Origin of the sequence: Lacticaseibacillus sharpeae JCM 1186 = DSM 20505 (assembly GCF_001436225.1) — a bacterium.
Taxonomy (GTDB): domain Bacteria; phylum Bacillota; class Bacilli; order Lactobacillales; family Lactobacillaceae; genus Lacticaseibacillus; species Lacticaseibacillus sharpeae.
In genome coordinates this window covers 1-14,011 of sequence record NZ_AYYO01000027.1, presented here as the reverse complement: position 1 = coordinate 14,011, position 14,011 = coordinate 1, and the positions used below count along the sequence as shown (strand labels likewise).

Annotated in this window: 13 protein-coding genes; 8 read left to right on the top strand and 5 right to left on the bottom strand. The window is 55.6% G+C overall.

The genetic code is table 11. The features are described from left to right. Positions 1–67: 67 nt before the first annotated feature. The gene (locus tag FC18_RS06505; protein WP_056975787.1) at positions 68–3,361 is read right to left on the bottom strand and encodes a DUF5107 domain-containing protein; all 3,294 of its coding nucleotides are present in this window, start codon (positions 3,359–3,361) and stop codon (positions 68–70) included. 137 nt (positions 3,362–3,498) lie between these two features. Between FC18_RS06505 and FC18_RS06500 the strand changes: the two genes are divergently transcribed. Beyond that, a complete protein-coding gene (locus FC18_RS06500) occupies positions 3,499–4,434 on the top strand; it encodes a helix-turn-helix domain-containing protein (RefSeq protein WP_082404108.1) in 936 nt (311 codons plus the stop codon). Here the strand turns inward: FC18_RS06500 and FC18_RS06495 are convergent, their stop codons facing one another. Beyond that, complete coding sequence (locus FC18_RS06495) at positions 4,435–4,689, bottom strand: GlsB/YeaQ/YmgE family stress response membrane protein (RefSeq protein WP_056975785.1); 255 nt, start codon at positions 4,687–4,689, stop codon at positions 4,435–4,437. It lies immediately after the preceding gene. Positions 4,690–4,953: 264 nt separating this feature from the next. On the opposite strand from FC18_RS06495, the gene FC18_RS06490 reads away from it, so the two are divergent. From FC18_RS06490 to FC18_RS06475, 4 genes are all read left to right on the top strand, one after another. Next, positions 4,954–5,655 carry a LytR/AlgR family response regulator transcription factor gene (locus FC18_RS06490; protein WP_054679656.1) on the top strand — a complete coding sequence of 234 codons (702 nt, stop codon included), beginning with the start codon at positions 4,954–4,956 and terminating at the stop codon, positions 5,653–5,655. Continuing rightward, the gene (locus FC18_RS06485; RefSeq protein ID WP_420806088.1) at positions 5,645–6,790 is read left to right on the top strand and encodes a sensor histidine kinase; all 1,146 of its coding nucleotides are present in this window, start codon (positions 5,645–5,647) and stop codon (positions 6,788–6,790) included. The genes FC18_RS06490 and FC18_RS06485 overlap by 11 nt, the downstream gene beginning before the upstream one ends. Positions 6,791–6,946: 156 nt before the next feature. Beyond that, positions 6,947–8,791, top strand: coding sequence for an ABC transporter ATP-binding protein (locus tag FC18_RS06480; RefSeq protein WP_054679660.1), 1,845 nt, complete (start codon positions 6,947–6,949; stop codon positions 8,789–8,791). Further along, positions 8,778–10,619 (top strand): ABC transporter ATP-binding protein, encoded by a 1,842-nt coding sequence (locus FC18_RS06475; protein ID WP_225353739.1) that lies wholly within the window; start codon positions 8,778–8,780, stop codon positions 10,617–10,619. The genes FC18_RS06480 and FC18_RS06475 overlap by 14 nt, the downstream gene beginning before the upstream one ends. A gap of 120 nt (positions 10,620–10,739) precedes the next feature. On the opposite strand, the gene FC18_RS06470 is transcribed toward FC18_RS06475, so the two are convergent. The 3 genes from FC18_RS06470 to FC18_RS06460 all read right to left on the bottom strand — a co-directional run bounded on the left by FC18_RS06470 (position 10,740) and on the right by FC18_RS06460 (position 11,884). Beyond that, positions 10,740–11,102: a DUF1048 domain-containing protein gene (locus FC18_RS06470; protein WP_082404110.1), complete on the bottom strand. Its 363-nt coding sequence runs from the start codon at positions 11,100–11,102 to the stop codon at positions 10,740–10,742. Continuing rightward, positions 11,099–11,425 (bottom strand): PadR family transcriptional regulator, encoded by a 327-nt coding sequence (locus FC18_RS06465; RefSeq protein ID WP_054679663.1) that lies wholly within the window; start codon positions 11,423–11,425, stop codon positions 11,099–11,101. Before FC18_RS06465 ends, FC18_RS06470 begins: the two co-directional genes overlap by 4 nt. A 147-nt stretch (positions 11,426–11,572) precedes the next feature. Further along, a complete protein-coding gene (locus FC18_RS06460) occupies positions 11,573–11,884 on the bottom strand; it encodes a hypothetical protein (protein ID WP_054679664.1) in 312 nt (103 codons plus the stop codon). Between the two features lie 196 nt (positions 11,885–12,080). Between FC18_RS06460 and FC18_RS06455 the strand changes: the two genes are divergently transcribed. From FC18_RS06455 to FC18_RS06445, 3 genes are all read left to right on the top strand, one after another. Further along, entirely contained in the window at positions 12,081–13,193 is a 1,113-nt protein-coding gene (locus tag FC18_RS06455) for a GGDEF domain-containing protein (protein WP_054679667.1), read from the top strand. Between the two features lie 160 nt (positions 13,194–13,353). Next, a complete protein-coding gene (locus FC18_RS06450) occupies positions 13,354–13,614 on the top strand; it encodes a type II toxin-antitoxin system Phd/YefM family antitoxin (protein WP_054679670.1) in 261 nt (86 codons plus the stop codon). After that, positions 13,607–13,924, top strand: coding sequence for a Txe/YoeB family addiction module toxin (locus FC18_RS06445; RefSeq protein ID WP_054679673.1), 318 nt, complete (start codon positions 13,607–13,609; stop codon positions 13,922–13,924). The genes FC18_RS06450 and FC18_RS06445 overlap by 8 nt, the downstream gene beginning before the upstream one ends. Positions 13,925–14,011 lie beyond the last annotated feature (87 nt).

The window sequence follows — 14,011 nt, the reverse complement described above, 5'->3', positions numbered from 1 at the left end:
CGGTTAACTAATGGTACCTAGAGACTGGAAAAAGCACCCGTAAATTGAACGGATGCTGCTTCCATGCTTACTTAACGAAATTGGTGTGCCGAATGATGCCCTGATGACTGTTCGTCAATTTGCCGGCTTGAGCAAAATCCGCGTGCGCCTTTGCGGGTTCGTTCAAGCCCAGGTGCCCCAGCCCCATCAGGTAGTAGCAGTAGATTGAGTTCTGCTGCTGGTAATCGGTATCGAACAACAATGCGTCCGGGAGCGAGACGGCGAAGTAATCCTTCTGGAAGTGGTCAAACAGGTGCTGCTGGCCGTATTGCAGCAGTTGGTAATAGCGGCCGGTTGCCTTTTCTGGTTGACCCAAGTGCTCGCATGCGAGTCCTTGGTAGAAGATGACGTCGGCGGGCTGATCGTTGTAGTACATCATTGGCGCAGGTGCGGTCATGCCCAATGTTGCCCGCTTGAAGTAAGCGTTTGCCTGAATTGTATCACCTAATTGTTCATAGGCCAAACCGAGGTAGTAATCGATGATATTATCATGCGCAATGGGCAGCTTGCCCTCGCCCAGGGAGCGGGGATAAGTCAAAGCGGTGGTCAGTTTTTTGATTGCGGCGTCCGGCTTAGCGGCGTTTAGATCTTGCTTGGCCATCTCGATTAGCGCGTATTCGTACTGCGCGCTGACCTTGCCTTCGCCGCCTTCCCAAGGGTGGAAGGTGTGCGCCATGATTTTGGCGTAGGCTTCCTGGTAGCGGCCGGATTCATTGAGCAGCGTGACCAGCTGAATGTAGCTGTCGTCGCGCGCGTTTACGAGGTCGGCATGTGCTTCGAGGAAGGCCAACCGCTGAGGCAGCGGGTAGTTCAGCTTCTGGTAGAGCGAGTCCAGTTCGAATACCAGACGGGCGTTTTGCGGATCCAGCCGCAACGCCGTTTCCAGTTCTGTTAGTGCGTCCTGCTTGCGTGCCTCTTTGTTGAAGTAGGCGATGGCCAAATTGCGGTGGGCCATGGCGTAGTGCGGGTTTAAGGCAACTGATTGTGCCCACAGCTTAGTTGCCTGAGCGTACACGCGCCGGTCGTAGAAGAGGTTGCCCAGGAAATACGGCGCCTGGCTATCTTGCGGATTCAGCTGCTGAATGTATTGCAACACGGTGATGTCGAAGAGGTGGTTCGGGAAGACGTAATCGGGTGATAGTTGCGCCCCGAATTGGGCGGCGGCCAAAGCTTCTTTTGCTTGCCCCAACTGGCCGTATGCGTAGGCGAGATAGTACGACTTGAGCGGTGTGGCGCCCGCAAAGTAGTTGAGGATGTTGATGGCATCCTGGTTCTGACCCGCAGACAGGTAGGTCGCGGCTAGCGTTAGTACGTCATTCAAGCGGGAGCCGACGAATTGCGTTAGGCGCGGGTTCTGTGCGGCCGCATTTTGCAGCTGCCCTTGCTCGTATAGCAGGCCAGGGGCACTGGCATCAAGCTGCAGGCTATCCGTCAGTAATTCGGTCGCGGCCGCATCTTGTTTCAGCAAGCACAGTGTATGGATCTTCAGCGTCCGGGCTTCCAGGTCGTGATAGTTGCGCAGCAGGGCCTGGTTGATGAATGCCAATGCTTGCGCGGGCTGATTATGCCGCAACTGAATCTTGGCCAGGGCGATGAAGGCCACTGCTTGCGTGTCCGCGGACCAGGTTGCCTTGTAGAACGCATCGTAGGCCGAGTCCAGCTTGCCTTGATGCGCAAGGCTTAAGCCGAGGTGGTAATTGGCCGCACCGGTTTGCGGATTAGTGTTGTGCGCGTTTTGCCGGGTCAGGGCCCGCCGGAAGTATTTTTCGCTAGCCGCAAACAGACCCTGGCGGTACAGCAGCAGGCCGTACGCGTCGTTAATTCGTTCATCTTCGGGATCCCGCTTCAGCCCTTCAAGGTAGTAATCTTCAGGGCGGAAGCTGGCGTGGCGGTATTGCTCAAGGTGCTGTCCGGCAAAGAATAGTTCGTCGTTCGTTTGAATCTTTGCGGGGGCCGCGATTGCCGTGGCGGCCGCGGGCACGGGCGCGATGCGTTCGGGTTCTGGGGTGTAACTAACCAATTTGCGTCCGGCAGCGGAATAAACGCTGACTGTCAGCGTATCGTCTTGGGTCGGGACATGCTCGATGGTGGCGGTGTAGGTTGCATTCGGGCTGAGGGTGGCCTTGACGTCACTGATTGTGGTTGCGCCCTGGGTGAGCACGATGCGGGCGTCTGGATAAACGGCGGTTGCGTACGCTGAAATCGTCACGTTTTGCCCGCAACGTTCCAGATTCACCGCCGCATCAATGGTGGCATTCTTCACCGCGCCGACTGCCTTATAGGGCATGAAGTACTCGGTTGCGTGTTTTTCTTCATGCGGCGCTAACCACGTGAAGTCGGGCTGGTTGTCCGTGAAGGTGCCGACCATGAGCTCAATGTACGGGCCATCGTCGTCGGTGAGCTGGTGGTCCCAGGACTGACCGAAGTCGCCGTTGCCCCAGGTCCACTGCTTCTTGCCGGGCGAGGTGTGGTGGTCGGCGACGTGCAGCAGTCCCGCGTGCTTGGCGTGGTCGTAGTTACCGAGGAAGTCGTAGTTGGAGTGGGCCGCCATGTAACTGGTGGGCACGGGGACGTTCTTGTAGCGCGAGATGTCGACGCCGGCCGAATAGTCAACCTTGTAGTATTCACCAGTGGCGATGGGGAAGGTGGAGACGGCGCGTTTGCCGTGATCGAAGACGGCGTGCACGTCGGGCGGGAAGATGGACTGGGTGTGTGCGTTAACCGGGACCGCGGGGTTGGCCCACCACAAGAATGTCTGTGGCAAACTGGTGGGGTTGCTGAAGGTCTCGTCAAGTTTCAGGTATGCTTTGTCCGGGAACATGGTGAAGCCGACCAGGACCTTGGTGCCGTACATCCGGTCAGTGTCGCTCAGCCACAGCGTTTTGGATCCGTCGGCGTGGCTTTCGGTGTAATGATTGATTGGCAGAAAAGTGTCGGGGCGGTGGTGCTGCGGCCAGTTGAACTCAATCCCGCCAGAGATCCACGCACCGGCAAGGCCCACGAGCGCGGGCTTAATCACGTGGTTGTGGTAGACGAAATCGTAATTGTTGGTCTTGTCCAGCATCCGCTGAATGCGGCCGCCGAGTTCGGGCAGGAAGGTGACCTGGAGATACTGATTCTCCAGAATAATTGCGTGGTAGTCCTGGTCGTGCTTGGTGTCCAGCACCCGTTCAGTAACGGGGAATGGATAGACTTTGCCGCTACTGCCCTGGTAGGCGCGGTTCTCCAAAAATAGGGGATTCTTCTCCGGTTTTGCCGTTCCGTACGTGGGAATCGTGATGGTTTTGTGGGTTAATGTGACTTGCTTGATGTTTGTATCCATAATCGTGGCCCCTTTTGTTTTGCTGCCTTTACTATATTCATGATAGCGGTTACGATGAATACACAAAGTTGGCGTGAAAATGGATTATTGTGAACCAAATGTATTTGCTGGCGGATTAGCGGGAGGTGCGGGCAGAAATGGCCAAACAACAGGGGTTTATGAACGAGTATCTGTACGTTTTACCGGCAGATATTCTGCGTAATTTTGCATCATCACCAATCATTAAGCAGCTGTACATTACGGATTTAGGTTTCTATCCGCAGGCCCAGGACCATTATGTCCACCGCAAGCAGGGAACCGCCGAATGGATCCTGATTTTCTGCACGCACGGCGCCGGAACGGTTGAATCAATGGGGACGGTCGCGGCAGTTACCCGGGGGTCAATGGTACTACTGCCGCCGAACCAGGAGCACACCTATTATGCGGACAAGGACGACCCGTGGGACATTTTCTGGGTGCACTTCACCGGTACGCGTCTTGCCGAGTACTTACCGGCACTGGTTGCGGATAATCCAAAAATGGTGGTGCAGACGCGTACTAATCCGCAAGACGTCAATCTGCTGATGTCGCAGTTTCAGCAGATGCTTGCCGCCCTAGCTGCGGGGTTCTCGTATAACGCCGTCTTTTACGCGGCGCAAACCCTGGGGATGACGCTGGCATATTTACGGCTGCATGAAGAAAAGACGCAGGCACCGACGATGGGGAACAATATTATTAATCAAGCGGTGCAGTATATCTATGACCACATGGACGTGAAGGTTAGTCTGGCGGATGTTTCACGTGAAATTAACGTCTCGGCTAGTTATCTCAGCCGGATCTTCGGCCGCACGGTGGGGCTGAGCGTCAATCAATTCATTCTGCAGGTGAAGGTGCAACAGGCCACGCATTACCTGGTGGATACAACCTTACCGGTGCAGCAGATTGCCCGGAATCTGGGCTTTGCGGACCAGTATTATTTCTCTCGTGCCTTCAAAAAAATAATGGCCGTTGCGCCGCTGCAGTACCGCAAGCATGCGAACGGAGGCAGCAAAAAGGCCCCGACCGTTTCCAGCCAGGGCCACCCAATGCGTTAATTAATGCCGCCGTTCCGAACCGATGAATAACGAAGCGAGCAGCACGAAGACCATCGCGCCGATAATGGACGGGAAGATGGCGATGCCGGCAACGTGCCAGCCCCAATCGCCCAAAAAGCGCGTGCCGATCCAGGACCCAATCAGCCCCGCGACGATGTTGCCGCCGCAGCCTGCGCGCAGGTCGCGGTGGGTGAAGCCGGCCCCGATACTACCGATGATAGCGCCGACGATGATGATTGCGATAAAGTGTGTCATGAATAATCCTTCTTGTGGCGAAAATAGCCGAAAATTTGTCTTGGCGCGGCAAAAACGGGCTAAAAAACCACCGCCGGCACCAAATTGGCTATATTTTACCATGCCATTCGCAAAAAATATCGTTTTGGGGGTAAAATCGGGCCAAAGCATGAGCTGGCGGCGGCAAAAACCCGTGCCAAAATGCTTAATTACCCGCGCTATCCATTTCGGCGTCAAAGTTCGCTATAATTTAGTTAATCAACCACCACGTGAGGAGAAATCAGCATGCGCGTAGCAATCATCGAGGATAATGAGCAGACCCGGACGGCAAACGCCGCGCTGTTCAGTGCGGCCAGCACCCCAGCGCTGCCAATGCAGGTGCGCACGTACGCCAGCACCGAAGCGTACCAGTTTGACCAGCAACCAGTCGACTTGCTTGTGCTCGACATCCGGCTCGGGGATAATGTCGACGGCATGACCTTCGCGCGCAATCTGCGCAAGCAAGACAGTCAGCTGCCGATTGTTTTCCTCAGTAACTACGACGATTACGTGTTCGACGGGTACGACGTCAACGCGCTGGGTTACATCATGAAGCCCTTGACGCCAGCAAAGGTGACCCGGATTCTAGCCAAAACGGCAACGCAACGGCCGGCACCGGGCATCGTCTTGCATACGGACGCTGGGGTGGAGCGGCTGGAGTTGTTCGACATTCAGGCCGTTGAGGTGGTGGACCACGATTTGATTTACCACACACAGCACGGGCAGAAGCAGGCCGCGGGGCAGCTTGCCGAACTGGTGACCAACCTGCCCGCCAACTTCGTGCAGGTGCACCGGGCCGTGGTGGTGAACCTGGATTTTGTCGCGCGACTAACGGGCAAGTCCGTAATCTTGCTGGACGGCAGTGAATTGCCAGTCGCGCGGGCGCGGCAGAAACAGCTGAAGACCGAGTTCCTTGCGCGCATGCGGAGGTTAGCTGATGACGATTAACTGGCAACAACTGGTCCTGGTGCTCCTGGCGAATGGGACGTCGGCCTGGGGCATTACGCGCGGCATGCAGCGCACGTGGCGCGCAGGGTGTTTAGTGCTCGTATTTGTGTTTGGCCTGAGCAGCGGCCTGGCACCGGTGTGGGTGGCAACACTCGGGGTATTAAGCACCAGCATTTGTGCTTGGGTGTGCCTGCACCAGCCGTGGCGGCAAATGCTGCCGAGCATCGTGCTGTCGGCGTTGACCACCGCGCTGCAAGTGATTTATCCGAGCGCCTTGCCGGCTGCCGCCCTGGCGCTAATCGTTAGTGCACTGCCACTATTGCGCAGCCAGCGCGACTGGTGGTTCCGCGGCGCGGTTTGCGTGCTGGCGGCGGGCATCTTTGCCTTAACGGCGGTGACACATGGCTGGTTCACCCCGGCGTGCTTGGCGCTGGGCCTGCTGGCACTGGGGCTGGCGCAACACCTGACGCAGACCTTCCTGGCCAATCAGGACGCGGTGTTTGCGGTGGGGCTGGACAAAATGATGGCGCAGTACAGTCAGGAAGTGCAGGAACTCTACGCGGGGATGCGCGGCTGGCGGCATGATTATCACGACCACTTGCAGGCGCTCAAGGCGTACCTGCGTGCGGGCGATACCGCCGCGGCCCAGGATTATTTGAACCAGCTAGAAGACAAGCTGGATTCGGTCGATCCGCTCGTGCACTCGGGGAACCCACTGCTCGATGCCATCGTGAACGCGAAGCTGACCCTCGCCGAACGCGCGCAGATTCCCACCAACGTGAAGGTGCTGGTGGGAACCACGCCGCTGATTGACGACGTGGATTTGGTCGTCATCGTCGGTAACCTGCTCGATAACGCCATCGAGGCCATCACGGAGCAGCCCGCAGACGAAACGCGGCGGCTGCGCGTGTACATCAGCATCCTGAAGCAGCAGCTCTACATTTCGGTGACCAACACTCGCCCGCTTGACCAGGTGATTGACGTGAATTATGCGTCGACTAAGAACGACAAGCGTGGTCTGGGCATTCGCCGAATTAACCGGCTGGTGGCCAAGTACGGCGGGGTGATCAACCGGCAGTACGCCGACGAGGTGTTCGTCACGGAAATTGCCTTGCCGATTGGCGGGCGCAAATAGTAACGGCATAATCCTGCATCTAGTTTAGGTGCAGGATGTTTTTTTGGCTTTTGTCCGTTCACGTGGATTTAACCACCATTCACGCAAAAAAGCGCCATTCCGCACCGTTTTTCGGTACAGTATGCTTAACGGATTACATCGAAGGAAGTGGTGGTTATGGAAAAACGGCATTATAGTTTCGGCAATAACCTGCGTTGGTACCTGGGCCGGCTGTGGCAGAAGCAGCCCGGCCTAGTTTGGAGCGCGCTGGCAGAAATCCTGGGCAAAACATTCATGGTGGTGCTGGGGGTGCTGCTGCCGGCACTGCTGGTGGGGGCACTCACGCAGCGGCATAACGGTCTGCAGTACTACATGCTGGTAGCCGTCGGAATTGCGGCGAGCAGTGCAATTGCCGGTATTCTGAGCACGATGGGGAATGTCTTCAGCTTCAACTGGGGTTCCAATCTGCGCTCGGACACGTCAGTTGACCTGCAGGAAATCATTCTGGGCGTCGACTTCGCCCAGGCAACCGACCCACAAATTCACGCGACGTACGAACAGGCCAGTAATCGCGGGACCGCGAACACCTTGTCCGGGATGCAGGCCATGTACCTCTTTGGTGTGCGCTTATTGCAGGATGTCCTGACGCTGGTGGTGCTGATTGGCACACTATTTGCCCTGACGCCACTGGCATTCGTGCTCGTGGTGCTCGCCGCAACGGTCAGTTATGTGGCGTTGCGTAAGTATCGGCAGTGGTATGAAGGCGGGCACGCCAAGTACAGTGCGGCTGAGCGCAAGCAACATTATCTGCAGCGCAATGCTTACGCCGTGGAGAACGGTAAGGACGTGCGGATGTATTCGATGCAGGGCTGGTACCACACGCACTTGCAGGAATTATTGCACGAGCGGGACAAGTGGCAACGGCGGGACAGCACCCGGTATTTCCTCGCAAATCTGGCCGGAACGATTGCGGGTCTGGCGCGGGATGCGGCGTGCTACCTGTACCTGTTTGCGGGTGTGGTCGCCAAAACCGTCAGTGTCAGTCAGTTCACCCTGCTCTTTGGCGTCATTAACCAGTTCGTTAGCCTGACCAACGCGCTGATTGCGGATCTGACGAAGGTGCAAAAGGCGAGTGTGGACCTGCAGGATGTGCGGCGCTTGTTCCAACTGGCCGAAGACAACGCCAAGCGGGACCAGAACGCGGTGTTGCCGGCTGCACTCAAGCCAGCAGCTGACGGAACGTTGCCCGTGACGGTGGCGTTCAAGCACGTTAGCTACCGTTACCCCGAGGCCAGTGCTGACAGCCTGACCGATATTTCGTTCACCTTGCACGCAGGGGAGAAGCTGGCGCTGGTTGGTGTTAACGGGGCGGGTAAAAGTACGATTACTAAATTAATGATGGGTCTGTTCAATCCCACCAGTGGGGTGATTGAATACAACGGGATTGATGCCCGGACGCTGACCCGGCAGCAGTGCTACGACCTCTTTGCGCCGGTGTTCCAAGACACCACGGTGCTGGCGCTAAGTGTGGCCCAGAACGTGGCGCCGGCAGTAACGCCCGACTTGCCGCGGGTGCAGGCGGCCATTGACCAGGCGGGACTGACGGCGAAGATTGCCAGTCTGCCCGCGGGTCTGCAGACGCCAATGACTAAGTATTACGAGGAAGACGGGGTGGAGTTCTCCGGCGGTCAGGCCCAGCGATTGATGTTGGCGCGGGCACTGTATAAGGACGCGCCCGTGTTGGTGCTGGACGAACCGACAGCGGCACTGGACCCACTGGCCGAGAACGAGGTGTACGAGCAGTACGCCCAGTTCGCGGCGGGCAAGTCGTCGCTATTCATCAGTCACCGGCTGGCCAGCACGCGCTTTTGCGCCCGGATTATTTTCCTCGACAATGGTCAGATTGTGGAGAGTGGCACGCACGCGGAACTAATGGCCGCGGGCAACCAGTATGCGCAGATGTTTGCGGTGCAGGCCAAATACTACGCGGAGAAGGGGGATGCAGCTGATGGCGAAAAATAATCAATTAGTGCGGCGGTATCTGCGCGTAGTGACGGTGATTCACCAGATGGACCACGCGGCACTACCAGTCACGTTCCTCTACGCCCTCACGCAGGTTGGGGGCCCGTACATCAACTTGGCCTTCCTCGGAATTCTGATCAATCGGATGACAGTCGGCACGAATCTGCACCAGTTGTTGCCGCTCATGCTGCTGTACCTTGGTTTACGGTTCGGCCTGGCCATCATGAACCAGTGGCTGGAGAAGATGAGTAGCGACCACCAGCAGCTAGTGGATAGCCGGCTGGATGCGACCACGACGGAAAAACTGCTGACAATCTCGTACGCTGACCTCGATGATCCGCAGATGCGTAAGAACTACGCGGCCATTCAGCGCGGGACGGCGATGAACGGCGGTCTGACCGCATTGATGGAAGAGGGGCTCGTGAACTTCTTCTCGCTGCTCATTGCTTTAGGCTTTGCGTTTGGGGCCTTTGCGATGCTGCTGCGGATGCACGTACCGGCGCGCTTTGGGTTTGCCCAGTTCGTGAACTCACCGGTATACGTATTACTACTCGCAGTGCTCTTGCTGGTTCCATTTGGCTTATCGGCCATGGCGGTGCCCAAGGGGGATGCCATCATGCAGGCGGTGCTCAAGAAGATCATCGTGGTGAACGCGGTGTACACGTACTTCTTGAATCTGGTCGAAAATCAGCATAACGGACCGCTGATTCGGCTGTACAATGCGCGGGCGGGGATTATCCACGAAGAACGGACCCGCTTTGCGACATCAAACGCGATTACATTACGTGGGGATGTGCACTCTACGGCGTACGTGATGTTGCCCTCGATTGTCGCCAGCATCATTACGGGGGTGCTGTACGTACTCGTGGGCCTGCCTGTATTCGGTGGGGTGCTGGCCATTGGGACCGCGATTATGGTTGTCGGTTACCTCGAACAGTTCATGATGAGTTTCACCGCGTTCATGAAGGACGTGGCGGATTATAACAACATGGTCGGTTACTTGCAGTATTACACTGATTTCCTGGCCATTCCCGACTACCGCAGCGGGGCGCACCTACCCGTGGAGAAGCGGGACGACGGGGAGTATGAATTTAGCTTCAATGATGTCTCGTTCAAGTACCCTGGCAGTGATGTCTGGGCGTTGCGTCACGTGAACCTTACGCTGCACGTCGGCGAACGGCTCGCGATTGTCGGCCTGAATGGATCGGGGAAAACAACGCTCGTGAAGTTGCTCACCCGGCTATTCACACCGACTGAAGGGACAATCACCCTGAATGACATCGACGTGCAGAAGTACGACGAAGCGGAATATCGCAGCTTGCTAGCCGTCGTGTTCCAAGACTTCAAGCTGTTCGGCTATTCCATCGCCGAGAATGTTGCCGCTAGTGCCGCGGTGGATACGCAGCGCGTCTGGCAAGCACTGGATGTGGCCGACGTGGCTGCCCGGATTCATGAACTACCAGCAGGCATCGATACAGCAGTGGGTAAGGACCTTGACGCAAACGGGGTGGAACTCTCCGGTGGGGAAGCGCAGAAGGTTGCGATTGCTCGTGCGTGGTACAAGGATGCGCCGCTGATCATCTTGGACGAACCGACTGCGGCCCTTGACCCCCTCTCAGAAGCCGCAATCTACCAGCGCTTCGACCAGCTGATTGGCAACAAGACGGCCATCTACATCAGCCACCGGATGAGCAGTACGCGGTTCGCCCAGCGGATTGCCGTGTTCAAGGACGGTGCGTTGGTGGAGATGGGTACGCATAACGGGCTGATGCAGCAAGACGGACTGTACCGGGAGCTGTTTACGGCACAGGCGAAGTACTATCAGTAGAAGATAATTTGCACACAAAAATGACTCTGGGCAGATCTCATCTAGTGAGAGGTAACGTCCAGAGCCATTTTGGTTATTTGCTTGGATTAACGCGGTAGTCTTTTTGTGTTTGCGCAACGTCTACTTAGTCAGCGCCTTGTTCAGCCGTTCCTTACTGGTGTTCGCCCAGGTCTGCACGCCACGTTCGGCAATGAGCCCGTCAACGAAGGCCGCCACGTCGTCGCCGATGAGGTCGTGCACCGCGATTTTGTTGTCGGCGCCTTCCCAGAAGAAGTCGATGAGGTCATACTGGGCGTTAAGCATGTCCATGCCGTCGCCAGCCGCGTTGCTCCACATGTATTTCTGGATGGCAGTGAATGCCCGCTGGTAGTCCTTGGGCAATGTTTTAATGCGCGCGATTTGCGCCTTGTATTCTGCTTTGTCTTTTTTAACCTGCTTCATGTAGGCCGGGGTGAGGTATTTGAACCAGCTAGGCATTGTCATTGTTTGCGTCCTTTCAAGTTAGTGAGTTGCGTGTCGATGAAGTTCCAGCGCTGCCAGAATGCGGCGAGCTCTTCCTGGCCCGCAGCGTTCAGTGAGTAGAACTTCCGCATTGGTCCGAGCTGTGATTTCTTCCGGGTGATGGTGACCAGCTGCTTTTTTTCGAGGCGCAAAAGGACGGTGTAGACCGTACCCTCCACGATGCCGTCGAAGCCCATTTCCTGCAAGTCGTTCGTAATCTCATAGCCATAGGTCTCGTGCTGGTCGATGATTTCGAGGATGATGCCTTCAAGGATTCCCTTGAGCATTTCGGTAGTGCCGTGCATGCGGATCAGCTCCTTTCACGGGTGATTTTATCTACTATGTGTTAGTGAGTACTGCTAGATAGTAACATCAAGTACTGGAGAGTGTCAACGTGGCGGACAAATAAAGCACGCAAGGCAGCCTGAGTGGTGGGTGCCTTGCGCGCTAAGTTATGCGGTCTTGGAAATGAAGCCGACACCGATGATGAGGGTGAAGGCGAGGATGAGCATTAAGATGATAGCCAGTAGGTAGCTAAGGAATGTGCTGTGACCGCGGTCCTTTAGCAGTGCCGCAGTGGGTTCGAGGAACATAATCGACGCCAGTAGGATTAGTTCGGAACCGGTATTGAAGCTGAACAGGATGCTGGTTAGTATGCCGACGGTTGCGATCACACCGGTGAGCCGGAGCATTTGCTTGTTGAACCAATGGTTGGATTTAGGGTGCCAGAGTTCATGTAGGTATGCTTTTAGCTTAATAAACATCAGATGGTGCTCCTTCCATTAATGTGATAACTACTTCATCCTATATGAGCGGGGGGGGCAGTCAAATTCTGCGGGCCGATTAGTACGAATCTTGACTCATTTTTGCACCGACTGGTTCCGCTTTCGCCAAAATTTTGTTATAGTAATGCGGTATGATTGCTTATTAAATTATTCGTGACAGGTTTGGGGAACTTTCATGGCCTTTTTCATTAATACCGCGTTCTGGATGTTCTTTTTCATGGTCGGCTTCGTCGCAACGGTGAACTGCATCACCGATTTCGGCCCCGAGCTGGTGGAGAAGTGGTTCAAGCGCAAGGTGAGTGCCGCGGTACTGATTGCGGTGTACCTGATTTTCATTCTAATTCTGATTCGGGCCCTGCGCGTTCTCGGCACGACCTACGCACTAACCGCCAATGTCTTGCGCAACGGGGCGCTCCTCTATATCAGCACCCGCATCCACGATGAACGGGTCCACGGCGTGATGCTGGTGGCCGTGGCCTTGTCGTTCTGGCCGTTTTGGAACTGGAACGTCGGCGTGATGGTTGCCTTCGCCGCAATGCTTGTTGCGTTGCAGGTAGTGAACCATTACAGCGAGTGGATTGGCGAGGCACACGCCCATTTTGCACCAGTGAACGTGGTCATGAGCTGCGGCATGTGGGCCTTCACGATGTATGCGTACGGTGATAGCCTGGCCAGCGCGGCAGGCACGACGGTGATTTTCATCCTCGTGATGGCGGTGGCCGACCTGTACGACCGGCTGCTGCGATACCGACGGATTAAGAACAAGGAACTCACTTACGGCAATAACCACGACGAACTGACTGGGGTGCGTAGCCTGAGTCTGTTCCGCCGTGACTACGTGAACTTCTTCCAGAAGATGATGCAGGAAGAAGATGGCCAGCAGGTGCACCTGGCGCTGCTCGACATCGACCACTTCAAGGAAGTTAATGACCAGTTCGGCCACGTGGTTGGGGATGAGGCGCTGATTAACTTCGCCCGCAACCTCGAAGCCTACTTCATCCCCATGCCGTACTACGCGAGTGTGTACCGCACCGGGGGCGAGGAGTTCAGTGTCCTGATGTATGGCATCACCGACTCAGAAGCGCGGCTGGCGGTTGATGAGTTCCGCGCGCAGCTCCGTGATATTCAGGTGCTGCGGGAGGATGCGGATTTCCGCCTAACCATGTCGGCCGGCATCGTGCCGGTTAGCGGGGCGGAAGAAATCTTGAAGGACCTCGTCAAGCGTGCCGATAGTAACCTGTACCGGGCCAAGAACGCGGGCCGCAATCAGGTCGTCCAGACGCAATAATAGCAAAAACTCCACCTTTTGCGGGTGGAGTTTTTGTGTGCCGTCTAAACAGGTTACACCCATTTATACGTTACCAGTTGAGCCCATTGACGTACGTCATCATGTACGTTATATTATATGTGCGTGATGACGTACGTCGAAATAGAAGGAGGATTTAGCCATGGAAGAAATTACAACGCCAACTAAGGCACGAACCAATCTTTTTTCGCTGATTCGTCACATCAACCGCGATTCGAAGCCCGTCATAATTGCCGGGTCTGAAGAAGACAAAAGCGCGGTCCTAATCAGCAAGCGTGACTACGATGCAATGCAGGAAACAATGGCCCTGTTAATGAACGGTCAGCTGCAGGATGCCTTTGATCGCGAAAACGATGATGACGTTGATCTCGATGACATGATGCAGGACTTAGACAATGAGTAACAACGAGTGGACAATCAAAATCAAATCCGGGGCCAAGGGCGACTTGCGTAAAATAAAGCACAGTCCACTAAACGATGTGTTTGCTGAAATCATTCAAACGCTCAAGCAAAACCCCTATGATCCAAAATACTCGTTTGAAAAACTAACTCCGCCAGCAGCTGGATTTTACTCCAGGCGATTAAACGGGCAACATCGAGTTGTATATAAAATTCTTGCGGAATCTAGGACGGTCGTCATATATTCCTGCTGGGCTCATTATGCGGGCGGTAGTTTAGATGTGAGCGGTAAGTCAAAAGGCCGGCAGAACTAGAAAAACTGTGTAACATGGTAAACAAAAACTCCGGCAGATTTTATAATCAAGTTAGCCACTCGTGACCAAGTTCTTCTGAAATAAAAA